This window comes from Roseibium suaedae (assembly GCF_900142725.1).
In the GTDB taxonomy this organism is placed as follows: domain Bacteria; phylum Pseudomonadota; class Alphaproteobacteria; order Rhizobiales; family Stappiaceae; genus Roseibium; species Roseibium suaedae.
In genome coordinates, this window is record NZ_FRBW01000001.1 from 743,185 (window position 1) to 765,424 (window position 22,240).

The window sequence follows — 22,240 nt, forward strand, 5'->3', positions numbered from 1 at the left end:
TGCAGGGCACCAAACCGGGATGACCAACAAACTTGGCTTTGTTGTCACCAATCTCAAACGCGGGCCCGAAGGCCCGCGTTTCCAATCTCTTGAGGTAAGGCCGCTTTGGCTTACTCGGCTTCGTCAGCCGGTGCGGACTGGAGCATGCCGTAGCGCTCAACGCCGATCTTGTCGAGCAGCTCAAGCTGGGTTTCCAGGAAGTCGATGTGGCCTTCCTCGTCTGCCAGAAGCTGTTCGAACAGCTGCATGGAAACGAAGTCACCTTCTTCGCGGCAGATTTCGCGGGACTTGGAATAGGAGGCGCGGGCGTCATATTCGCCGGCCAGATCTGATTCCAGAACTTCCTTGATGTCCTGACCGATGCGCAGCGGTGCAACCTTCTGCATGTTCGGGTGGCCTTCGAGGAAGATGATGCGCGACGTGATCTTGTCGGCATGTTCCATCTCTTCGATGGACTCGGCCCGTTCCTTCTTGGCGAGGCGCGTGTAGCCCCAGTCGTCCAGCAGGCGGTAGTGCAGCCAGTACTGGTTGATTGCGCCGAGTTCGAGGAAGAGGGCCTCGTTCAGACGTTCGATGACTTTCGGGTTGCCCTTCATGGCGGAAGCCTCCGGTTTTGATCAGATGGACGGAATTTAGAATTATTCCAAACAACAGTCCAGTGCCTGCCCGCAATTTTCACGATTATTGTTCACCGACCTTGAGGCCAGTCTGCAACCAGGCGGGAGAAGCTTAGCGGAACTGGGGGCCGTGACACCAGCAAGTGAGCGAAAAGCGCTGACCTTTCTGGACGGGAACCACCCGGTGGAGCATGAAACTGGCGAAAAGTGTCGCCGAACCAAGCTCTTTGGGCGCGCTGTAGCTGGCACTGCCCAAGTTGATCTCCAACTCGCCGCCTTCGTAGTTCTCGGCTTCCGACAGCTGGGTGACAATGGTCAGCTTCCTGTGACGGGCAATCGGGCCATCGCCAATGTCCGAGTGCCAGTCGTAATGGCCTTCGTCCGCCTCGTCATAGGCTGCAACCTGAAGACGTTCCTTGAAATCGGTGATGTCGAACTGGAAGGCGTCCCGGTTGGACCTTGCGACCGCGTCGACGATGCGGTCCATCACCCAGGCCGCGCTGCCCTGGTCATCGAGCCAGGAAATCTCGGCCCTGCGGATGTTGTCATGGCGGATTCCGCCGACAAGACCGCCGCGCTTCTGGCGGCCATCTTCGCTGAGACGGATGATTTCTTGCGTTTCGGTTTTGGAGAAGAGTTTGGGAAGAGAATGCGTGAACATTCAGGGAGCCTTTATCGACGATCAGGCATCGCAAGAACGCTCAAAACACGAAGTTGGCAAATTGAAAATGCAGTTTGACTTTCTCCGCCGGAGAGAAAGCGAAGTGTCGATTTGATCACCCCAAGATCAAATCCTCAAAAGGCCGCCTCAATGGCCTTGCGCATGACCGTCGGAAGGGCTTCGTCCGGCAATTCCGCGGGCGCAGACCACCAGCAATTTCCCGGTAAAAGGGTGCTGTCCGGCACATGGGCGCGGAAGATCGTCAGTTCCAGGTGAAAGTGCGTGAATGTATGCCGCACCACGCCGGCAACAGGGCGCCAGTCCAGGTCCGTTCCGCTGTCCTGAAGGGGGGCGGACAGGACAAAGCCGGCTTCATCCGCATCCACTGACCATTCCGTGCCAGGCACCTCGCTCATGCCGCCAAGCAGGCCTTTGGGTGGCCGCCGCCGCAGCATCACCGCATTGTCGCTTTCACGAAGCGCAACGAAGGCTGCACCGGTGCGTGTCGGCTTGGTCTTTTTCGGCGCCTTTCGGGGCAGGGTTTCGGCGAGGCCGCTGGCGCGGGCCTCGCAGCCGCTGCTCCAGGGGCACAAGCTGCAGGCGGGCCGTTTGGGGGTGCAGAGGGTCGCCCCCAGATCCATGACGGCCTGGGCAAAGTCCCCCGGACGGGAGGCTGGCGTCAGAGCCGTCATGACTGCCTTGATTTCAGGTTTGGCCTCGGGCAGGGGCGTCGTGATCTCAAAAAGCCGGGACATGACGCGCTCCACATTGCCATCCACGACGGCCGCCGGCTGGTCGAAGGCAATGGCTGCGATGGCGGCCGCCGTATAGGGGCCGACACCCGGCAGGGCAAGGAGACCTTCCGCCGTTTCCGGGAAACTGCCCTCATGCTGATCCGCGACGGTTTCCGCGCAGCGCTTCAGGTTCCGCGCCCGGGAATAATAGCCAAGCCCCGCCCAGGCCTTCATGACATCTTCTTCGGGAGCTGCAGCCAGATCCCCGACCCTTGGCCAGAGGGAGAGGAACTTGACGTAATAGTCTTTCACAGCCGCCACAGTGGTCTGCTGCAACATGATTTCCGACAGCCACACATGATAGGGATCTGGCACGACACCTAGCCGCCTGTCCTCCGGCGAGACCCGCCAGGGCAGGGTACGGGCATGCCGGTCGTACCATTCAAGAAGTTCGTTTGCTGCTGGACTAGTCTTCATGATCGGGAGGGCGGATTCGTCTTTGAGAACTGTGGCTGACGGAAAGGACAGCTTGGGGATAACGCCCGCATATGCTGTCCCGGCTGGCGGGTTTCTTCGGCTTGTCTTTTTTTTGACGCAAATTCTGCGACACCCTCTACGTTGACTGGTGCGAATCGGTTTGGATTTGCGCCCAAGCGGCTTGTGCCGCCAACGTATGTCCGTGAGGAGTAGCGCTATTTCCGGTGCGCGTGCAAGCAAGGGTGCCATGCAGCTTTCTGACCTGGTCAGCAAGGCGATGACACCGGCATGCCGGAAGCGCGGTTTCGCTTCAGTCGATATTCTTGCGGCCTGGCCGGATATCGTCGGCGAACGCTACGGAGAGCGGGTCCAGCCACAGCGGCTGATCTGGCCGCGGCAGACCGGAAACGAGAGTGATCTCAACGCGGAACCCGCGACGCTGGTCGTCCACACGGATGGTGCGACCGCTCTGCTGCTCACCCATGAAATGCCGCAGATCATCCAGCGCATCAACACCTTCTACGGATGGGCAGCCGTTGGCCGTATCAAGATCGTCCAGAAGCCGGTTGAAGTGCGTCATCGCCAGCAGCGTCCGGCTCTGCGGCGCCTCAGCAATGATGAAATGAGCAGGATCGACCAGACGGTTTCGGGTGTTGCCAACGACCGTCTGCGCGAAGCTTTGAAGAAGCTGGGTGCGCAGGTCGTGGCCCGCAACAGCGGCACTGGCTCCTGAGTTTCAAAGACCGGTCCGGGTCTTCCGATAAAGCTTTCGTGATCAACGCCTTGTTTTCTTTCTCCGATGCCGGAGGCAGCATGTGCCTGGATCTGGAGGGGCAGGGCATTGGTGTGCCTTGCTGGTCGAAGGCGAGTGGAATGAAATCAGGACGGAAAATTTCGTGGTCCCGCCTGCTGGTGGCCGCAGCGGCACTGTTGCCTTTCTCTCTCCCGCAATTTGCGGATCATGCTTCAGCGCAAGCAGCAGATGCTGCCTGTGGAGAGGAGACCGCCTGCGAGCTTCCTGATGGACGCTACTATGTTCATCTGCCAGAGGGCGGAAGCGTGGGAGACGTGGGATTGGGAGCGATCTTCTTCCTGCACGGGCACCGGGGCAACGGTCTCAACGGGATCCGCAATGCGTCCTTCCGCAAGATGGCGGATGACCTCGGTGTGGCGTTTATCGCCGTTGAAGGGCTTGAGGGGCGCTGGTCCTTTCCAACCGCGCCGGATCATAAACGCGATGAATTCGCCTTCTTTGACCACGTGCTGGCGGATGCGGAGCAACGGTTCGGCATCGACAGGGAGCGAACGATGCTCAGCGGCTTTTCCTCCGGGGCCTTCATGACCTGGTATCTGGCCTGCGATGATGCGGGACGGTTTTCAGGCTATGCGCCCGTCGCAGGGGCTTTCTGGGAGCCCTTGCCTGAGAGCTGCACCAGCAAGCAGATCCCCTATCTGTTTCACACTCATGGAACCTCGGACACAGTGGTTCCCATGAAAGGGCGCTGGCTGGGCGACGGCCGGTGGAAGCAGGGGGACGTGTTGAAAAGCTTCGATGTCTGGCTGCGCCAGGCTGGCATCGCCGGGACGTCTCCCGAGATTTTCGAGGTTGGCGAACTGGCCTGCCGCAAATGGGCGCCGGAAGAAGGTGCGCTTGAGCTCTGCCTTCATTCGGGAGGCCACAGTGTCAAGGCGGAGTGGATCAGGCGGGCTTGGCAAAGGCTGGGAGAGGCGCGCCATTGGCCCGCGATCAATTCCCGGTGAACTGACCAGCCCTGACACGAATTTGGCGCTTTTTGACAGTGTGTTCGAAATCAGGTCAGTTGACGCAGCAAGTTCAGGCAGGCACATGACAGATCTGGTTCGCCATACTTGGGCAGCCTCAGCAATCGAGTTGAACACAGGACAGGATTTTCCCGTGAACCTTACCCGCAGACACCTTCTTCAGGCCGCATCCGGTCTTGCCATCACCGGTGCTGTCATGACCCTGCCGGCGGCAGCCATGGCCGAGACTGTGAACATGGAAGAGTTGCTGAAGCCCGGCCCGCTTGGCGACAAGATCCTTGGGTCCGAAGATGCTCCGGTGACGATCGTGGAATATGCCTCGATGACCTGCGGTCACTGTGCGCATTTTCACAAGACCACTTATCCGGCTCTGAAGGCCGATTACATCGACACGGGCAAGGTTCGGTTCATCTTCCGCGAGTTCCCGCTGGATGCCGTTGCCGCTGCTGCTTTCATGCTCGCCCGCTCCATGCCCGACGACAAATATTTCGAAATCGTCGACACCATGTTCGAGCAGCAGAGTGTATGGGCTTTCACGGATAATCCGTATAATTCACTGCTCAATTTCTCCAAGCAGATCGGATTTACACAGGAGTCCTTTGAGAAAGCCTTGACAAACCAGGGCCTGCTTGACGCAGTGAATGCTGTACGCGACCGCGGTGCGAACGAGTTTGGCGTGAATGCAACGCCGACCTTCTTCATCAACGGCGAGAAGCAGTCCGGGGCACTCAGCATTGAAGAAATGGGCAAGCTCATCAACGACAAGCTCTGACCTTCCGGCGCATGGCGCGGGGGGCACCCTGAGCCATGCCCGAAACGCTTCTTTCGCAGGCGGCCTGAACAAGGGCCGCCTGTTTGCATTGATGCCGGACCGTTCGAATTCTCCTGCCAGCGACGGAGGGCTTTGCGCATGAAGTTCTCCCGCCTCCGGGTCGTCGGTTTCAAATCCTTCGTCGAGCCGATGGAGTTCGTCATCGGCAAGGGGCTGACCGGTGTGGTCGGGCCCAATGGCTGCGGCAAGTCCAACCTCGTTGAAGCCCTGCGCTGGGTGATGGGCGAGAACTCCTACAAGAACATGCGTGCGTCCGGAATGGACGACGTGATCTTTTCCGGCTCCCTGAACCGTCCGGCCCGCAACACGGCCGAAGTGACGCTGTTCCTGGAAAACCTGGACCGGACCGCGCCTGCCGCCTTCAATGACGCGGACCTTCTTGAGGTCAGCCGGCGGATAGAGCGGGAATCCGGCTCCAACTACAAGATCAACGGCAAGGATGTGCGCGCCCGCGACGTTCAGCTGCTCTTTGCCGATGCCTCGACCGGTGCGCGGTCTCCGGCCATGGTGCGCCAGGGCATGATCGGCGAGCTGATTTCCGCCAAGCCTACGGCCCGGCGCCAGATCCTGGAAGAAGCTGCCGGGATCTCCGGCCTGCACAGCCGCCGCAAGGAAGCCGAAATGCGGCTTCGCGCGGCGGAACAGAACCTGGAGCGCCTTGAAGACGTTCTGGTGCAGATTGATGCCCAATTGGAAAGTCTGCGCCGCCAGTCCCGCCAGGCCTCGCGCTATCGCAATCTCTCGTCGGAGATCCGGGCTGCCGAGGCGACCATTCATTACCTGCGCTGGACCGAGGCGGGCAAAGTTCTTGGCGAAGCGGAAAGTCAGTTCAACGCAGCCCAGCAGCAGGTGGCAGAAGCGGCCACGCTTCAGGCTGACAGTGCCAAGGTTCAGGCGATCGCAGCCCACAAACTGCCGGAGCTTCGCGATGCCTCTGCCCGGGCCGGGGCCGTTCTGCAGCGGCTGATCATTGCCCGCAACGAGCTTGATTCCGAGGAGCGCCGGGTCAAGGAACGGCTGCAGGATCTGGAACGGCGGCTGGTGCAACTGGCCGAAGACGTCACCCGCGAACAGCGGATGGTTTCGGAGAATGACGAGGTCCTGGAAAGGCTCAATGAAGAGCGGGCAGAGCTTCAGGAAGAAAACGAAACCGTTCTGGAGCGTGCGGAGCTTGCCCGCGAAAAGGTGGTGGAAGCCGAAGAGCAGGTGGGTGAGCTTGAAGCGGCCCTTTCCGAGCTGACAACAGAGCAGGCACGGGCGGTGGCCGAACGACAGGCGCTGGAGCGTCGGGCAGCCGATAGCCGTCAGCGCTGTGAACGCTTGTCGGCACAGGCCGCCGAAGCGCGTCATGCACTCGAGCAGGTGTTGGCGGAGCTTTCTGCGATCGATGGCATGAGCGAGCGGCAGGAAGAGGTCGAAATGGCCGGTGAGGCATTGGCTGAAGCGGAGGCCGGTGTCGAGGAGGCTGAAGAGCGCACACGTTTGGCCCGTGAGGGCGAGCAATCAGCCCGTCAGCCACTGGCGGAGGCGGAAAAGGCCTTGTCCGCTCTGGAGACCGAAGCACGCACGCTGGAGAAGGTTCTGAACGTGTCCTTTGGCGGCGAATGGCCGCCGGCCGTGGACCAGCTCAAGGTCGAGCCGGGTTTTGAGACCGCGCTGGGCGCAGCTCTGGGTGAGGATCTTGATGCGCCTCTGGATGCCGCGTCGCCTGTGCGCTGGGGAGGGGGCTTTGATGCTTCCGATGACCCTGCGCTTCCCGCCGGTGTCAGGCCGCTATCAAGCGTGGTCGACGCCCCGTCTGTTCTTGGCCGCCGCCTTGCGCAGATCGGGATCGTGGAGGCTTCGCAAGGGGCGGATCTTCAACGGCAGCTCAAGCCGGGGCAGCGGATCGTTACCAGGGAGGGCGATCTCTGGCGCTGGGATGGTTTTGTCGTCGGGGCGGAAGCGCCGACGCCCGCAGCTCAAAGGCTTTCCCAGAAGAACCGGCTGGCCGAACTGGTCGATCAGATCGAGACTGCAAGACTTCAGGCCGAAACCCGCCGCGAGGCCCTGCAGGCAGCGGTCGACCTCGTCCAGCAAGCGCAGGAAAACGAGCAGGCCGCCCGTCAGCGGACCCGTGACCGCCAGAAGGATCTGGCAGAGGCGCGTGAAGCGCTGGCGCGCGCTGAACGTGCCATGTCGCAGCTTGCTGCCCGCAAGAGTGCTGCGGAAGAGCGCTCCCAAAGACTGAGCGAAGAGGCTGCCGAGGCCCGAGAAATTCTGACCGAGGTGGAAGAGGCGCTGGCTGAGGCTCCGGAAGTTCAGGGCTTCGCCGACCAGATTGCCAGGCTGCAGGGGGATGTCTCTTCGGCTCGTAGTGCCCTTGCAGAGGCGCGGGCTGTCTCGGAAGGTCTTGCCCGCGAACAGCTCATGCGCGACCGGCGCCTGGAAGCCATCGCTCGCGAATTCGACAGCTGGAAAACCCGTGCGGCCAACGCAGCTCAACAGATCGCGGTGCTGAAAGAGCGCCAGCAGGAAGCCGAGGACGAAAGGGTTGAGCTGATCGAGGCGCCGGAAGAAATCGAGTTGAAGCGGCGTGATCTGTTCTCCGAGATCGCCAAGGCGGAAGAGGCGAAGAAAGAAGCCGACGACCAGCTTCAGCGGGCCGAATCCGATCAGTCCGATGTGGACCGGGTCGCCCGGACCGCTCTGGAAACCTTGTCGTCGGCCCGTGAGCAGAAGGTGCGCGCGGAAGAGCGTCTGCAGGCCGCACGGGAGCGCAAGATTGCCATCGAGGCACGGGTGGATGAGGATCTTGATGTCCCCATGTCCGCGCTGCCGGAGCTGGCGGGCCTCAGGGACGGGGCGCCGCTGCCGGACGCCGAGGCGACGGAGCGCAAACTGGACCGCCTGCGCCAGGAGCGGGAGCGTCTGGGCGGAGTGAACCTTCGGGCGGAGGACGAGCTGCAGGAAATCGATCAGCAGCGGACCACACTGACGAGCGAGCGGGACGACCTGATCGAGGCGATTCGGCGGTTGCGCACGGGTATCTCGAATCTCAACCGGGAGGCCCGCGAACGGCTTCTGGCCTCGTTCGAGATCGTCAATGATCACTTCCAGCGGCTCTTTACCCATCTTTTTGGCGGCGGTACGGCCGAATTGCAGCTTGTTGATTCCGATGATCCCCTGGACGCAGGTCTTGAGATCATCGCCCGCCCGCCGGGCAAAAAGCCGCAGACGATGACGCTGCTGTCGGGCGGTGAGCAGGCGCTCACAGCCATGGCGCTGATCTTCGCCGTGTTCCTTACCAATCCCGCCCCGATCTGCGTGCTCGATGAGGTGGACGCGCCGCTGGATGACGCCAATGTTGAGCGTTACTGCGACCTTTTGGAAGAAATGTCGCGCCGGACGGAGACCCGTTTCGTGGTCATTACCCACAACCCGATCACCATGGCCCGGATGAACCGCCTGTTCGGCGTGACCATGGCCGAGCGCGGCGTTTCACAGCTGGTTTCGGTTGATCTGGAGACGGCCGAGCGATTCCGGGAAGCGGTCTGACAGGCCCTTCCAAGGGAAACATTGGCTCCTGCTATTCGACTTATGGCTGGAGAAAAGCTGTCTTCATAATATTTATCCTTATAAATCAATAACTTAAATAACTATAGCCTGTTCTTGACAGGGCAGGGGGTGCCGACTATGGTGCGCCCGGCTTAAGGGGGCTTTTGGGCTGCCGGATTTAAAGTTGGACGGGTGCGGAAAAGACATGGTTGGCTCTGCACATGACGACCCAGATTTTGATCCGAAGGACGAAGCTTCACAGGCGGAACTGTCTGATAGGCGGGACCGGCTGAACCGGATGCTGGAGGGCCGGCGCAAAGCTGAAGAAGCTGATGCTGCCAAGGTCAAATCCAGTTCCACCGGTTACGGGAAAGCGATGAAACTGTCCTCGGACTTCATCGCCGGTATTGTGGTTGGGGGCGGTATCGGCTGGGCCATTGACCAGTGGTTTGGGACACTTCCCTTCGGGTTGGTGATCTTTTTATTGCTGGGCTTCGCCGCAGGGGTCTTGAATGTTCTAAGGTCAGTGGGGTATGTCGCTGATCCGGAAGCAAGGCTAGGCGGCAAAAAGTCCGACGGCGACAGTTCCAAATAATTCCTGCGCCATGTGGCGCGCCCTGAGACGAACGAGCGAAGAAGGCTGACCGGTGGCGAACGATCCGATCCATCAGTTCCAGATCCAGAAACTGTTTCCGATTGAAGTCGGCGGTGTGGATTTCTCTTTTACCAATTCCTCGCTGTTCATGGCGCTGACCGTGGCGGCGGCTTCCGCTTTCCTGATCTTCTCGACCAGTGGTCGTGGTCTGGTTCCGAGCCGCATGCAGTCCGTGTCGGAAATGGCCTATGAATTCGTGGCGGGGATGCTGCGAAGCTCTGCGGGAACAGAAGGCATGCGCTTCTTCCCGATGGTCTTCTCCCTGTTCATGTTCGTTCTGGTGGCAAACCTGTTCGGCATGTTCCCCTATTTCTTCACCATCACGAGCCACATCATCGTGACCTTCGCCCTGGCGATGCTGGTGATCCTTACCGTGACGATCTACGGCCTGATGCGCCATGGTCTTCACTTCTTCTCGCTGTTCGTCCCCTCGGGCGTTCCGGCTGCCCTCATTCCGATTGTGGCGCCGATCGAGATCATTTCCTTCCTTTCCCGTCCGGTCAGCCTCTCTGTTCGTCTCTTTGCGAACATGCTCGCCGGTCACATCACCCTGAAGGTGTTCGCAGGTTTCGTTGTAAGCCTGAGCGCAATGGGCGCAGTCGGCATCTTCGGTGCGGTTCTTCCGCTGGGAATGACGGTGGCGCTTACTGCGCTTGAATTCCTCGTCGCCTTCCTGCAGGCCTACGTCTTCACGGTCCTGACCTGCATGTATCTGAACGACGCCCTTCACCCGTCACACTAAGCATCACAAGTTCACGCGGCGCCTGACCGGCGTCGCCTGGTGAAATCTGCGAAAACACAATCTAGGAGCACGTGTCATGGAAGCAGAAGCAGCAAAGTACATCGGCGCCGGTATCGCATGCCTCGGCATGGGTGGTGCAGCAATCGCACTCGGCACCATCTTCGGCAACTACCTGGCAGGCGCACTGCGCAACCCGACCGCTGCTGATGGCCAGTTCGGCCGTCTGGTTTTCGGCTTCGCCGTTACCGAAGCTCTGGGCATCTTCTCCCTGCTGATCGCCCTTCTTCTCCTTTTCGCGTAAGCAACCGCTAGACCCTAGCGAGTTTGACGCGACTCCGGTGGCGGCGCCTTAACAGCGCCGCCTAACCGGAATTTGGAGACAGGAAATGGCAAGCCAAACCCATTCTAACACCGAAGGCACGCACGAAGCGATCGATGTGCCTGCGGGTGAGCACGGTGCGGGTTTCCCGCCGTTCGACAGCAATACGTTTGCATCGCAGATCCTGTGGCTGGCCATTTTCTTTGGCCTGTTCTACTGGATCATGAAGAACGTGGCCGTCCCTCGGCTGGCTGGCATCCTTGAAGACCGCAAGGATCGCATTGCTGGTGATCTTGCTGAAGCTAACCGCCTCAAGCAGGAAACCGATGCAGCCATTGCAGCTTACGAGCAGGCTCTTGCCGAAGCTCGTAACAAGGCTCACGGCATTGCCGCTGAAACGCGTGCGAAGCTGAAGGCCGAAAACGAAGCCCGCCGTGAGAAGGCTGAAGCAGATCTGGCTGTGAAGCTGGCCGCTGCCGAAAGCAACATCGCGGACATCAAGGCAAAAGCTTTGTCTCAGGTTGGCGAGATTGCCGGTGAAACCACCTCGGCACTTGTCGAAGCTCTGGTTGGGAAGGCTCCCAAGGAAGCCGATCTGTCCAAGGCCGTCAAAGCTGCGATGAACTGAGGAGACGACAATGGATGCAACATTCTGGGCCTTTGTAGGCCTCGTCATCTTCCTCGCAGCGATGTTCTGGATCAAGATTCCGTCGAAGATCGGCGGAGCTCTGGACAATCGTGCGGACGCTATCCGCGCTGAACTGGACGAAGCCCGCCGGCTTCGCGAAGAAGCTCAGGCTCTTCTGTCTGACTATCAGCGCAAGCGCCACGAAGCGGAAGCGGAAGCCGAAGCCATCGTTGCTGAAGCCACTGCCGAAGCCGAGCGTCTGACGCTTGAAACCAATCAGGCTCTTGAAGAGCTGATCGCACGCCGGTCCAAGGCTGCGGAAGAGAAGATTTCCCAGGCTGAAACCCAGGCAATCTCCGAAGTCCGCGCCCGCGCAGCAGATATCGCTGTTGCCGCTGCCGAGCAGATCCTGTCTGCCACGGTGAAGGACAAGGTTGCTGACGATATTCTTTCCAAGAGCATCGATCAGGTTAAGGCAAAGCTGAACTGATCGTCATGGTCATCAGTTTTTGAAAAGCGGCCTCCGGGCCGCTTTTTTTATGCCTGTTATCTGGTTTGAGCCGTGAAGGCTTTGCCCGGGAAATTCAGGACAAGAGATCTCTGATCGGCTTGAATGAGCGCCTGTGCAGCGGGCATGGCCCAAGCTCCTGCAAGGCGGCCTGATGGCGCGGCACGCCGTAGCCCTTGTGAATGGCAAAGCCGTAGCCAGGAAATTCCGCATCTGCCTGAACCATCATCCGGTCTCTCAGGACCTTGGCCACGATGGAGGCGGCTGCAATGGCAAGGCAACGCCCGTCGCCCTTGATGAGGCTTTGGCCGTCGATCCCGAGCCCGGGGGGCACGTCCTTGCCATCCACCATGACCATGCGGGGCGCATCGGGCAGGGCCTTGACCGCCCGCACCATGGCCGAAAGGGTCGCTGCCCGGATGTTGCGCTGATCGATCGTGGCGGCTGAAGCGCTGGCAATGCCGACACGGGCGCTGGTCATGATCTGATCGAAGAGCAATTCACGCTTCGCCTCGGTCAGTTTCTTGGAATCGTTCAGCCCCTCCGGAACCCGCTTGTAGTCTAGAATGACGGCCGCAGTGACAACGGGCCCGGCCCAGGGGCCGCGGCCTGCCTCGTCGACGCCGGCCAGAAGCCCGTCGAACTGGGCAGCGTGCTTGCGCTCCAGCTTCAGATTAGGGGCATCGTCGAAACGAAGGTCGAAAAGGGAGGGGGCAGAAAAACGGCTCATGCCCGACAGTGGCAAGGCGGCGGCGTCCCGGCAAGTCTCAGTTGCCGAAGAGATCCAGTTGCACCCCGCCTTTTTGCGGCGAGATGAACTGTTCACAGTCCAGCTTATGGCGCCGCGTATTGAGGCCCAGGCGTTTTGCCGCCAGCTGAAACCGGCGGGCGATCTGATCCGCATAGGGACCCTTGCCGCGCATGCGCTCCCCCCATTTGGCGTCATAGTCCTTGCCGTCCCGCATGGAGCGGATGAGGCTCATCACATGACGGTATTTGTCCGGCCGCTCGCGCACCAGCCAGTCCCGGAAGAGTTCGGACACTTCAAGGGGAAGTCTCAGAAGGATGAAACCTGCTTCTGCAGCGCCATGCTCGTGTGCTCCCTCCAGGATGCTCTCCAACTCGCTGTCCGTGAGAGCGGGGATCACCGGGGCGATCATGACGGAGGTGGGAATGCCTGCCTCCGACAGGGCCTTGACCGCGTCAAGGCGCTTTTGCGGCGTGGACGCGCGCGGTTCCATGGCCCGGCAGAGCTTCCGGTCAAGGGTGGTAATGGACAGGGCAACCTTGGCCAGATTGCGCTCGGCCATGCGGGAGAGGATGTCCGCGTCCCGAACGACGAGGGCCGATTTGGTGACGATGGCCACCGGATGGCTGCACCGGTCCAGGACCTCCAGAACCTCGCGCATGATCTTGTAGCGCCGCTCGATCGGCTGATAGGGATCCGTGTTGGTGCCGATGGCAATCGGCCGGACCGTGTAGCCCGGCCGGGACACTTCCCGCTCAAGAAGCTCGGCCGCATTGGGCTTGGCAAAGAGCCGGGTTTCAAAGTCCAGCCCCGGTGACATGCCCATGAAGGCATGGCTCGGCCGGGCAAAACAATAGATGCAGCCGTGCTCGCAGCCCCGGTAAGGGTTCACGGAGCGGTCGAAGGACAAATCGGGCGAGGCGTTGCGGGTGATGATGGTCCGGGCGCGTTCCTCCTGAACGCTTGTCTTGAAGGCGGGCAACTCCTCCAGACCGTCCCAGCCATCATCGAAGGCCTCCGTTGCAAGCCTTTCGAACCGTCCGGCCATGTTCAGACCAGCGCCGCGGCCTCTCCGGCGTGTTTCTGCAACCGGGGCCTGCGGAGAAAGTTGAGGCTCCATGTCCGGATAAGTCTTTGAATCGTTTAGAATGGGACGCGGCATGGAAACTGGGCTCGTTCGCTCAAATCAGAACATAACAGGAACATTAATCGAAGTGCGCGATAATTCAAGGCGCTCTTCTCGCAATCCAGCGAAAAAGCCGTTACAACATTGTCATGATTACCGTGATCATCCCGACCTTGAACTCCGAGAAAGACCTCGCCCACACGCTGGCGGCCCTGGTTCCGGCGGCTGCAGAAGGCGTGGTGAAAGAGGTTTTCATTGTTGATGGTGGCTCAACGGACCACACGGATCAGGTTGCAGACGCAGCCGGTTGCGAGTGGTTGGCCATCCCGGCAAGCCGTGGTGAAAGGCTCACCGCAGGTGTGAGCCAGTCCCGGCGCGGCGAATGGCTCTTGTTCCTGTCTGCCGATTCCGTTCTCGAAAGCGGCTGGCATCATGAGGCCCAGTCCTTCATCGAGCGTGCCGAGCGTTCCGGTGGTGGCGACCGGACGGCTGCGGCCTTCATGCTGAGATACGACGCCTTCGGCCTTGGTCCGCGCGTGTCTGAAGCCCTTGCGATGATCCGCTCCCGCCTGCTTGGAATGCCCTATGGCAACCAGGGCCTCCTGATCTCGCGCCGGTTCTATACTCGGATTGGCGGTCACCGGCCCTTGCCGGAGATGGAAGATCTGGATCTCGTCAAACGCATCGGCGCAAGGCGCCTGCATTCGCTCCGGTCTGCTGCGATTTCTTCCGGCCGTCAGGAACGCGACCAGGGCATGCTTACCAACACTCGCCGTGCACTCGCCCGCTTTGTCGTCGGCACGTTCCGGCTGCCGACCAAACTGGTGCTCAAGCTGCACGGATGAGGCAGCGTGCAGCCTCATCTATTTGATGCAATGTGCTAGTTGGGAGTGACCTGAATGCCACTCACCCGATCCGGCCTTACGTTGCAGCTCCACAGATACATGTGGACCTGATCGGCTGTGTATTCCTTCTCAACCTTGCCAACCTTGTAGCTGGGCATCTCCAGATCCCAGGGCCCGGCGGAATCTGCCGGATTGCCTGCAAAGGTTCGCGCACCCGCCGGAAGGCAGGCCAGGATGTAATTGGTCCGGAACGCCTCCGGGTTTGGATGGCGTCCAGCCCCCTGGAAGGTGAAGTTCAGTTCAAAATCAGCGGTGGCATAAGCAGGGGCTGCTGCCAAAAGCAGAAATGCTGCGCATCCGGCCTTCATGGCCGCTGCCTTCAGGAAAGGTCTCTTGATGTCACCTGTCATTGCATGGTCCTCCAGCTTTTCGGGCAAGTGCCCTTCCTGAAGGACGAATGCTGACAGGATTTGTGAGAGACCCTTTTCCGGACTTGCCTGAAGTGACAAGCAAAAGGCCGCAAGCAGGAAACTTGCGGCCTTTTATGTCATCTGTGTTCGAGCTTGGGCAGGAACACGGTCAGGATGCCGAAGACCGGCAGGAACGCACAGGCGCGGTAGACGAACTCGATGCCCATCGTGTCAGCGATGTCGCCCAGAACGGCTGCGCCGATCCCGGCGATGCCGAAGGCAAAGCCGAAGAAAAGACCGGCGATCAGTCCAATGCGGCTTGGCACCAGCTCCTGGGCAAAGACGATGATGGCCGAGAAAGCCGAAGCAATGACCACGCCGATGATCACCGTCAGCACTGCCGTCCAGAACAGGTTGGCGTAGGGCAGGATCAGGGTGAAGGGCAGGACGCCCAGGATAGAGATCCAGATGACGACCTTGCGGCCAATCCGGTCCCCGACTGGTCCGCCGATAACGGTTCCGGCCGCAACTGCCCCCAGGAAGACGAACAGCAGAAGCTGAGAGTCCCGGATGTCGACGCCGAATTTCTCCATCAGATAGAAGGTGTAGTAGTTCGTCAGGCTGGCGAGATAGATGTATTTCGAGAAGACCAGCAGGCCCAGAACGGTCAGGGCGACGATTACCTTGCGGCGAGGCAAGGGGTTGGATGCTACCGCCGCACGATTGGCCGGTGCCTTGCGCCGGCCTGCATACCAGCTCCCGACCTGCCACAGGACCAGCATGGCCAGGAGGGCGGCAGCGCAGAACCAGGCAACGCTTTTCTGCCCATGAGGAAGCACGATGAAGGCGGCCAGCAAGGGGCCGAGCGCCGTGCCAAAGTTTCCGCCCACCTGGAACAGCGACTGGGCCAGTCCATGGCGTCCGCCCGAGGCCATGCGGGCAATGCGCGAGGCTTCCGGGTGGAAGACGGCAGAGCCGAGGCCGATAAGGGCGCAGGCCACCAGCATCAGGCCATATTCCGTCGAATAGGCAAGCAGGATCAGCCCGGCGAAGGTCGAACCCATGGCGATGGCCAGCGAGTAGGGTTGGGGATGCTTGTCCGTGTAGATGCCGACGAGCGGCTGAAGCAGGGACGCGGTGACCTGGAACGTCAGCGTCATCATGCCGATCTGGCCGAAGTCGAGGGCATAGCTGCTTTTCAGGATCGGATAGATCCCGGCAAGAAGCGACTGCATCATATCGTTCAGCATGTGGCAGAAGCTCAGGGCCGCGATCACGGTGAAGGTGGTCGTTGAGGCAGCCTGAGAAGGGACGGCAGCCGAGGCAGGGGCTGCAGCCGTTTGGGCATTGCTCAAGGTATTACTCCGTCCAGTTGCCCTTGAGGGCGATTGCTTGAAAAAGCATAGACGGCTTTTCCCGGCCCGCTTTCGTGTTATGGTCCATTTCTTTTTCAATTGGGCCAAAGCAGTGAAGAGAGCGGAGATCACGATGGGGAGCGAGCCGAAAGCGGCGGACAGCGTGTGGTCTCGGGTGGGGGAGCGGGACAAGGGCCAGGATCCGTCCTTTCCGGTTCTGGAAAGCCATGACCAGATCGTGGAGCGGCTGGACAGGCTGGAGGGGCCGGTCATCGCCAAAGCCAGCGATTATGTCGACGGTCACGTGGTGCCGCCTCACAGCCATAGCCGGGCCCAGCTCATCTATGCGCATGCTGGCGTGGTCACGGTTTCAACGGAACTCGGCCGCTGGATGGTGCCGCCGGGCCATGCGCTCTGGGTGCCGGCGGGCGTGGTGCACTCGGTCACGGCCATTGGTGCGGTGCGCATGCGGTCCATCTATGTCATGCCGGGAGCGGTCGCGGATCTGCCTGAGGCATGCCGCGCGGTCGGGCTGACGGATCTGATGCGCAGCCTGATCCTGGAAGCCGTGAAGCTACCCCTGGGAGAAAGACTGCCAGCCCGGGCTGCGCTGATCCTGGCGCTCATTCAGGAGGAAATTCCCAATCTGCCGGAGCGGCCGCTGGGGCTGCCCATGCCGGCTACGGCCCGGCTTGCAACTCTCTGCCGGGGTTTTGTCGAGGATCCGTCTCTGGGGGCGGCCATTGATGACTGGGCAGACCGGGCAGGCATGAGCCGGAGGAGTTTCACCCGCCTGTTCCGGTCAGAGACAGGTCTCAGCCTGTCCGCCTGGCGTCAGCAGGCTTGCATCTTTGCAGCCCTGCCGAGGCTCGCAGGTGGTGAGGCGGTGACGAATGTGGCCCTGGATCTGGGCTATGAAAGTGCTGCCGCCTTCTCGACCATGTTCAAGCGGATGACTGGCCTGGTGCCCAGCCGTTATTTGGACTGAGTTGAGCGTTCATGCCTCGCGCAGCTTGCCGCGCTTCAGATGCTCATCCAGTCGCGGCATGATCTCCACGAAGTTGCAGGGCATGTGCCGGTAGTCAAGCTGCCCCTTCAAGATGCCGTCCCAGGCGTCCTTGCAGGCGCCGGTGGAGCCGGGCAGGGCGAAGATGTAGGTCGCGCCAGCCACCCCGCCTGTCGCGCGGGACTGAATGGTCGACGTTCCGATCTTGTCATAGGAAATCCGGTGAAAGACCTCCGAAAAGCCGTCCATGCGCTTTTCGAACAGCGGCTCAAGGGCCTCGGGGGTCACATCCCTCCCGGTGAAACCCGTGCCGCCGGTGGTGATCACCACATCAACGCCCTTGTCGGCAATCCAGCCCTGAACCACGGCGCGGATCGCAGGGACATCATCCTTGACGATCTTCCGGTCTGCTAGATGGTGCCCGGCCGTCGTGATGCGCTCCGCAAGGGTCGCGCCCGACTTGTCTTCTTCAAGGCTGCGTGTGTCCGACACGGTCAGAACCGCGATGTTGAGCGGAATGAACGGGCGGCTTTCGTCAATGCGGTTCATGGCTGGTTCCTCGGCAGCAGACGTCAGGGAAAGACATAGTGGACCGGGCAAGGCGGCGCCAGTGGGCACGATGGCGCGGGCGGCGGAAGGCGCTGCAGGGCTGGGTTTCCAGACGGGAGCAATCTCGCAATTGAACAGATGCTGGGAAATCGAGCTTTCCAAATATTGCGCAGATTTGCAATTTTCGGACTTTTTCAAAAAATATAGGACAGCATTATTGACCTTTAATTGCACGTGTGGTTTTGTCTGGCAAAATTAGAAAGGTGGAAATGCCATGTTGGACTGGTCGCATATCTACGCCTCGCGCTCTTCGCGCATGGGGGCTTCGGAAATCCGTGAACTGCTCAAGCTTCTCGATCAGCCAGACATGATTTCCTTCGCCGGCGGCATTCCGGATCCGGCCCTGTTTCCGACCGATGTGTTCGAGAAGGCTTACCGCGAGCTGTTCACCAGTCCGGCCGGACACGCAGCTCTGCAATATTCCGTTTCCGAGGGCTATGCCCCTCTGCGCGAATGGATCGCCGGGCAGATGGCCGAAATCGGCATCACCTGCGGCATCGAAAACATCATGATCACCTCCGGATCTCAGCAGGCGCTGGATTATCTGGGCAAGCTGTTCATCTCTCCGGGGGACACGATCCTGGCCGGATGGCCGACCTATCTCGGCGCCCTGCAGGCCTATAATGCCTATGAGCCGCTCTATGACCGTCTGGAGCCCTATTCCAACCGCAGCGCGTCGGACTACCGGGATGCGGCCAAGGCCAATGGCGGCGCAGTGAAGTTCGCCTATGCCTTGCCGGATTTCGCCAACCCGACCGGCGAGACGATGGACCGCACTGCTCGTGAGCGGGTTCTGGATCTGGCGGGAGAGCTGGATGTCGCGGTCATTGAAGATGCGGCCTATCAGTCCCTTCGCTATGACGGCGAAGCCATTCCGCCAATCCTGGCGCTGGACATCGAGCGTTCAGGCGGCATCGAGCAGAGCCGGACGATCTATTGCGGCAGCTTCTCCAAGACCCTGTCGCCGGGCCTGCGTCTTGGCTGGGTCGTGGCAGCGTCTCCGGTGATTTCCCGTCTGGTCCTGATCAAGCAGGCGTCGGACCTGAATTCCTCGACCGTCAATCAGATGATCATGAATTCTGTCGCCCGCAGCGCCTTTGCCGATCAGGTTGCCAAGATCAAGACCGCCTATCAGGCGCGCCGCGATGCGATGCTGGCGTCCCTTGAAAAGCACATGCCTGCCGGTGTCACATGGAGCCGTCCGGAAGGTGGTATGTTCATCTGGCTGCGCCTGCCGGAAGGTCTCGACGGCGGTGCGCTGTTGAAACGGGCGGTTGCGGAAGAAAAGGTCGCGTTCGTTCCAGGCAAGGCCTTCTTTGCAGATGGCTCCGGAGCCAATACCTTGCGCCTCAGCTTCTCCTGCTCCAGTCCGGAGAAGATCGAGACCGGTATCAGCCGCCTCGGCAAGCTGTTCGCCTCGGCTCTGCAGCCTGCCTGAGGCGGGCTGACAGAGAGACGGGAAGGCAGGGCAGACGCTCATGGACCTGACGGAAGCCCTTGATCACTATTGCGAAAGGCTCAGCCCGGATTTCTGGGCGGAGCCCGTCAACGCCCTCAGCAATCTGGCGTTCATTATCGCCGCCCTTGCAGGGTTCCTGTTGTGGCGGCGTCTGCCGCAGCGGGACTGGCCGATCCTGGGCCTGATCCTTGTGGTGCTGGCAACGGGCATCGGATCGTTCCTGTTTCACACCATCGCCACCCGATGGGCCATGCTGGCGGATGTGATCCCGATAGCCATCTTCATTCATGCCTATCTGCTGATCGCGCTGATCCGCGTGCTTGGTCTGCGCTGGTGGCTCGCCCTCGCAGCAACTGTGCTCTTTCTTTTCGTGTCGCCCTATGTCGGTGGTGCGGTGCAAGGGATTGCCGGATCCTCCTCGGGCTATGTTCCGGCGCTCGCCGCCCTGTTCGTCGTGGGGCTTGCAGCCCTGCCGCTTGAGCGCAAGGCGGGAGTATCTCTTTGTGCAATTGGTGGGCTTTTTGCGCTTTCGGTCACCCTTCGCACACTGGACTCGCCGCTTTGCGGGTCCCTGCCGCTCGGAACGCATTTCCTGTGGCATATTTTGAACGGAACCGTTCTCTTTTCGCTTCTCTGGGTTCTCATTTCCCTGAAGCGAGGTTAAACCCGAGAAAGAATAAGTCGTTTCGGCCCTCGTGAAGGTCAGTTTCGGCAAGGGGTTCGTGCCCGGGCGCATCGGTTCTGGCACGGATAGGGGTGGTTCATAAAAAGGCCTTCGAGCTCATGAGCGAAAATAAGAACCAGGGTAGTGATCTTACGGAAGCCGCGCTGTACTTCCACCAGCATCCCCGGCCGGGAAAGCTGGAGATCCAGGCAACCAAGCCGCTCGGCAACCAGCGAGACCTTGCACTGGCCTATTCTCCGGGGGTTGCTGCCCCTTGCGAGGAAATCGCCAAGGATCCGTCAAAAGCTGCGGATTACACCGCGCGCGGCAATCTGGTCGGCGTGATTTCCAACGGCACGGCTGTTCTCGGTCTCGGTGCCATTGGTCCGCTCGCGTCCAAGCCGGTGATGGAAGGCAAGGCCGTCCTCTTCAAGAAATTCGCCGGTATCGACGTTTTCGACATCGAAGTGGACGAGCTGGATGTTGACCGTTTCGTGGATGCGGTGGCCGTGCTTGAGCCGACCTTCGGCGGCATCAACCTTGAAGACATCAAGGCTCCCGAGTGCTTCCAGATCGAGGCCAAGCTCCGCCAGCGGATGAACATTCCGGTCTTCCATGACGACCAGCACGGCACCGCCATCATCGTGGGCGCGGCTGTCCGCAATGGCCTGGAACTTGCGGGCAAGGACATGTCCGAGGCGAAGATCGTGGCCTCCGGTGCTGGCGCGGCTGCGCTTGCCTGCCTCAACATGCTCGTTTCGCTCGGCGCCAAGGTCGAGAACATCTGGATCTCGGACATCGAGGGCGTGGTCTATGAGGGCCGCGAGACCCTGATGGACGAGTGGAAGGCGAAATTCGCGCAGAAGACCGACAAGCGCACGCTCGCCGAAATCATCGACGGCGCGGACGTGTTCCTCGGCCTGTCGGCAGCCGGCGTTCTGAAGCCGGACATGGTCGCCCGCATGGGCGATGGCCCGCTCATTCTGGCGCTCGCCAACCCGCGTCCGGAGATCATGCCGGAAGACGCACTGGCCGTGCGGTCGGATGTGGTCATGTGCACGGGCCGTTCGGATTATCCGAACCAGGTCAACAACGTGCTCTGCTTCCCCTACATCTTCCGCGGCGCGCTTGATGTTGGCGCGACGACGATCAACGAAGAGATGAAGCACGCGGCCGTGAAGGCCATTGCGGAACTCGCCAAGGAAGAGCCGTCCGATGTGGCTGCCCGCGCCTATGGCGGCGTGACAGAGACCTTTGGTCCGAAGTACCTGATCCCGTCGCCCTTCGATCAGCGCCTGATCCTGCGCATTGCCCCGGCCGTTGCCAAGGCTGCGATGGAAACCGGTGTTGCGACCCGGCCGATCGAGGATTTCGACGCCTATCTGGACCGGTTGAACCGCTTCGTATTCCGCTCCGGTCTGGTGATGAAGCCGATCATCCAGGCGGCCAGCCAGGATCCGAAGCGCGTCATCTATGCGGAAGGTGAAGACGAGCGCGTGCTGCGTGCCGCTCAGGTTCTGCTGGAAGACAAGGTGGCTGTGCCGATCCTCGTCGGCCGTCCCGATGTTCTGAAAACCCGCTGCGAGCGTTTCGGCCTGAAGATCCGTCCTGGCGTCGACTTTGAGTTCATCAACCCGCAGGACGATCCGCGCTACCGCGACTATGTCGACGAGTATTTCTCCTGCGTTGGCCGCAAGGGGCTTCCGCCGGATGCAGCCCGCACCATCGTGCGCACCAACACCACGGTGATTTCGGCCCTGGCCGTGCGCCGCGGTGATGCGGATGCGGTGATCTGTGGTCTGGAAGGCCGTTACATCCGTCACCTGCGCGACATCCGTCAGATCATCGGCCCGCGTCCGGGTGTCCGGGATCTTTCGGCCCTGTCCTTGCTGATCAACAGCCGCGGTGCCGTGTTCCTGAGCGATACTTTCGTGACCGAAGAACCGGATGCGGAAGAACTGGCGGAAATGGCCCTGCTGGCTGCAGAGGAAATCGAACGCTTCGGCATTGCGCCGAAGGTCGCGCTTCTGTCCCTGTCCAACTTCGGCTCCCGTGACACGGCCTCATCCCGCAAGATGCGCGATGCGCTTCAGATCCTCTGGGACAAGTGCCCGGATCTGGAAGTGGATGGTGAAATGCATGGCGACTCTGCTCTCAGCGAAGTGCTGCGCCAGCGCGTGATGCCGGACAGCAAGCTGACGGGCGAAGCCAATCTGCTGCTGTTCCCCAATCTGGATGCGGCAAACATTGCGCTGAACCTTCTGAAGGTGGCGACCCAGGCGCTGCATGTGGGGCCGATCCTGCTCGGGACCTCCAAGCCTGCGCATATTCTGACGCCATCGGTGACTTCGCGTGGTGTTGTGAACATGTCTGCACTGGCCTGCGTCGAAGCGCAGAAGAAGGGCGCAGCCACCTTGGGCTGATCCCTTCGTGGCTGAGTTTGCACCAATCAGAACGGCGGCTTCGGCCGCCGTTTTCGTGTTTTGATCTTCACATTGAGTTTATCGTCTGGGATCGGGCTTCTGC

General features: G+C 60.6%; 22 protein-coding genes. 14 read left to right on the forward strand and 8 right to left on the reverse strand.

Annotated elements, in window-relative coordinates; genetic code table 11:
- Positions 1 to 110: 110 nt before the first annotated feature.
- From bfr to mutY, 3 genes are all read right to left on the reverse strand, one after another.
- On the reverse strand, positions 111 to 596 hold the full coding sequence (gene bfr, locus BUA94_RS03350) for a bacterioferritin (protein WP_073008783.1): 486 nt from the start codon (positions 594 to 596) through the stop codon (positions 111 to 113).
- Between the two features lie 133 nt (positions 597 to 729).
- A complete protein-coding gene (locus BUA94_RS03355; RefSeq protein ID WP_073008786.1) occupies positions 730 to 1,278 on the reverse strand; it encodes a 2OG-Fe(II) oxygenase in 549 nt (182 codons plus the stop codon).
- Between the two features lie 134 nt (positions 1,279 to 1,412).
- A complete protein-coding gene (mutY, locus tag BUA94_RS03360; protein ID WP_073008789.1) occupies positions 1,413 to 2,489 on the reverse strand; it encodes an A/G-specific adenine glycosylase in 1,077 nt (358 codons plus the stop codon).
- Between the two features lie 247 nt (positions 2,490 to 2,736).
- On the opposite strand from mutY, the gene BUA94_RS03365 reads away from it, so the two are divergent.
- The 9 genes from BUA94_RS03365 to BUA94_RS03405 all read left to right on the forward strand — a co-directional run bounded on the left by BUA94_RS03365 (position 2,737) and on the right by BUA94_RS03405 (position 11,474).
- Positions 2,737 to 3,222 carry a DUF721 domain-containing protein gene (locus BUA94_RS03365; RefSeq protein WP_073008793.1) on the forward strand — a complete coding sequence of 162 codons (486 nt, stop codon included), beginning with the start codon at positions 2,737 to 2,739 and terminating at the stop codon, positions 3,220 to 3,222.
- Between the two features lie 335 nt (positions 3,223 to 3,557).
- The gene (locus tag BUA94_RS03370; RefSeq protein WP_408011911.1) at positions 3,558 to 4,250 is read left to right on the forward strand and encodes a CE1 family esterase; all 693 of its coding nucleotides are present in this window, start codon (positions 3,558 to 3,560) and stop codon (positions 4,248 to 4,250) included.
- A 154-nt stretch (positions 4,251 to 4,404) separates the two neighbouring features.
- On the forward strand, positions 4,405 to 5,043 hold the full coding sequence (locus tag BUA94_RS03375; RefSeq protein ID WP_073010801.1) for a DsbA family protein: 639 nt from the start codon (positions 4,405 to 4,407) through the stop codon (positions 5,041 to 5,043).
- Positions 5,044 to 5,181: 138 nt separating this feature from the next.
- A complete protein-coding gene (locus tag BUA94_RS03380) occupies positions 5,182 to 8,640 on the forward strand; it encodes an AAA family ATPase (RefSeq protein ID WP_073008796.1) in 3,459 nt (1,152 codons plus the stop codon).
- Positions 8,641 to 8,845: 205 nt separating this feature from the next.
- Complete coding sequence (locus tag BUA94_RS03385) at positions 8,846 to 9,235, forward strand: AtpZ/AtpI family protein (RefSeq protein WP_084081681.1); 390 nt, start codon at positions 8,846 to 8,848, stop codon at positions 9,233 to 9,235.
- A gap of 52 nt (positions 9,236 to 9,287) precedes the next feature.
- On the forward strand, positions 9,288 to 10,037 hold the full coding sequence (locus BUA94_RS03390) for a F0F1 ATP synthase subunit A (RefSeq protein WP_073008802.1): 750 nt from the start codon (positions 9,288 to 9,290) through the stop codon (positions 10,035 to 10,037).
- Positions 10,038 to 10,113: 76 nt separating this feature from the next.
- On the forward strand, positions 10,114 to 10,338 hold the full coding sequence (locus BUA94_RS03395) for a F0F1 ATP synthase subunit C (protein ID WP_073008805.1): 225 nt from the start codon (positions 10,114 to 10,116) through the stop codon (positions 10,336 to 10,338).
- An 85-nt stretch (positions 10,339 to 10,423) separates the two neighbouring features.
- Positions 10,424 to 10,984: a F0F1 ATP synthase subunit B gene (locus BUA94_RS03400; RefSeq protein WP_073008808.1), complete on the forward strand. Its 561-nt coding sequence runs from the start codon at positions 10,424 to 10,426 to the stop codon at positions 10,982 to 10,984.
- A 10-nt stretch (positions 10,985 to 10,994) separates the two neighbouring features.
- Complete coding sequence (locus BUA94_RS03405; RefSeq protein ID WP_073008811.1) at positions 10,995 to 11,474, forward strand: F0F1 ATP synthase subunit B family protein; 480 nt, start codon at positions 10,995 to 10,997, stop codon at positions 11,472 to 11,474.
- Between the two features lie 94 nt (positions 11,475 to 11,568).
- On the opposite strand, the gene BUA94_RS03410 is transcribed toward BUA94_RS03405, so the two are convergent.
- Both BUA94_RS03410 and BUA94_RS03415 read right to left on the reverse strand, forming a co-directional pair.
- Positions 11,569 to 12,222 carry a ribonuclease HII gene (locus BUA94_RS03410; RefSeq protein WP_073008814.1) on the reverse strand — a complete coding sequence of 218 codons (654 nt, stop codon included), beginning with the start codon at positions 12,220 to 12,222 and terminating at the stop codon, positions 11,569 to 11,571.
- Positions 12,223 to 12,259: 37 nt separating this feature from the next.
- The gene (locus tag BUA94_RS03415) at positions 12,260 to 13,360 is read right to left on the reverse strand and encodes a PA0069 family radical SAM protein (RefSeq protein WP_073008817.1); all 1,101 of its coding nucleotides are present in this window, start codon (positions 13,358 to 13,360) and stop codon (positions 12,260 to 12,262) included.
- Between the two features lie 155 nt (positions 13,361 to 13,515).
- On the opposite strand from BUA94_RS03415, the gene BUA94_RS03420 reads away from it, so the two are divergent.
- Positions 13,516 to 14,211 carry a glycosyltransferase gene (locus BUA94_RS03420; RefSeq protein WP_073008820.1) on the forward strand — a complete coding sequence of 232 codons (696 nt, stop codon included), beginning with the start codon at positions 13,516 to 13,518 and terminating at the stop codon, positions 14,209 to 14,211.
- A 35-nt stretch (positions 14,212 to 14,246) separates the two neighbouring features.
- Here the strand turns inward: BUA94_RS03420 and BUA94_RS03425 are convergent, their stop codons facing one another.
- Together BUA94_RS03425 and BUA94_RS03430 are read right to left on the reverse strand one after the other, a co-directional pair.
- Positions 14,247 to 14,621 carry a hypothetical protein gene (locus BUA94_RS03425; RefSeq protein WP_139250994.1) on the reverse strand — a complete coding sequence of 125 codons (375 nt, stop codon included), beginning with the start codon at positions 14,619 to 14,621 and terminating at the stop codon, positions 14,247 to 14,249.
- Positions 14,622 to 14,758: 137 nt separating this feature from the next.
- Positions 14,759 to 15,976 carry an MFS transporter gene (locus BUA94_RS03430; protein WP_073008825.1) on the reverse strand — a complete coding sequence of 406 codons (1,218 nt, stop codon included), beginning with the start codon at positions 15,974 to 15,976 and terminating at the stop codon, positions 14,759 to 14,761.
- 175 nt (positions 15,977 to 16,151) lie between these two features.
- Between BUA94_RS03430 and BUA94_RS03435 the strand changes: the two genes are divergently transcribed.
- Positions 16,152 to 16,964 carry an AraC family transcriptional regulator gene (locus tag BUA94_RS03435; protein WP_408011912.1) on the forward strand — a complete coding sequence of 271 codons (813 nt, stop codon included), beginning with the start codon at positions 16,152 to 16,154 and terminating at the stop codon, positions 16,962 to 16,964.
- Between the two features lie 9 nt (positions 16,965 to 16,973).
- Here the strand turns inward: BUA94_RS03435 and moaB are convergent, their stop codons facing one another.
- Positions 16,974 to 17,531, reverse strand: coding sequence for a molybdenum cofactor biosynthesis protein B (gene moaB, locus BUA94_RS03440; RefSeq protein ID WP_073010806.1), 558 nt, complete (start codon positions 17,529 to 17,531; stop codon positions 16,974 to 16,976).
- Positions 17,532 to 17,805: 274 nt separating this feature from the next.
- On the opposite strand from moaB, the gene BUA94_RS03445 reads away from it, so the two are divergent.
- The 3 genes from BUA94_RS03445 (at position 17,806) to BUA94_RS03455 (ending at position 22,137) form a co-directional block, all read left to right on the forward strand.
- Entirely contained in the window at positions 17,806 to 19,029 is a 1,224-nt protein-coding gene (locus tag BUA94_RS03445) for an aminotransferase-like domain-containing protein (RefSeq protein ID WP_073008829.1), read from the forward strand.
- Between the two features lie 40 nt (positions 19,030 to 19,069).
- Positions 19,070 to 19,714, forward strand: a complete 645-nt coding sequence (locus tag BUA94_RS03450) for a ceramidase domain-containing protein (protein ID WP_073008831.1) — start codon at positions 19,070 to 19,072, stop codon at positions 19,712 to 19,714.
- 119 nt (positions 19,715 to 19,833) lie between these two features.
- Positions 19,834 to 22,137 carry an NADP-dependent malic enzyme gene (locus tag BUA94_RS03455; protein WP_073008834.1) on the forward strand — a complete coding sequence of 768 codons (2,304 nt, stop codon included), beginning with the start codon at positions 19,834 to 19,836 and terminating at the stop codon, positions 22,135 to 22,137.
- Positions 22,138 to 22,240 lie beyond the last annotated feature (103 nt).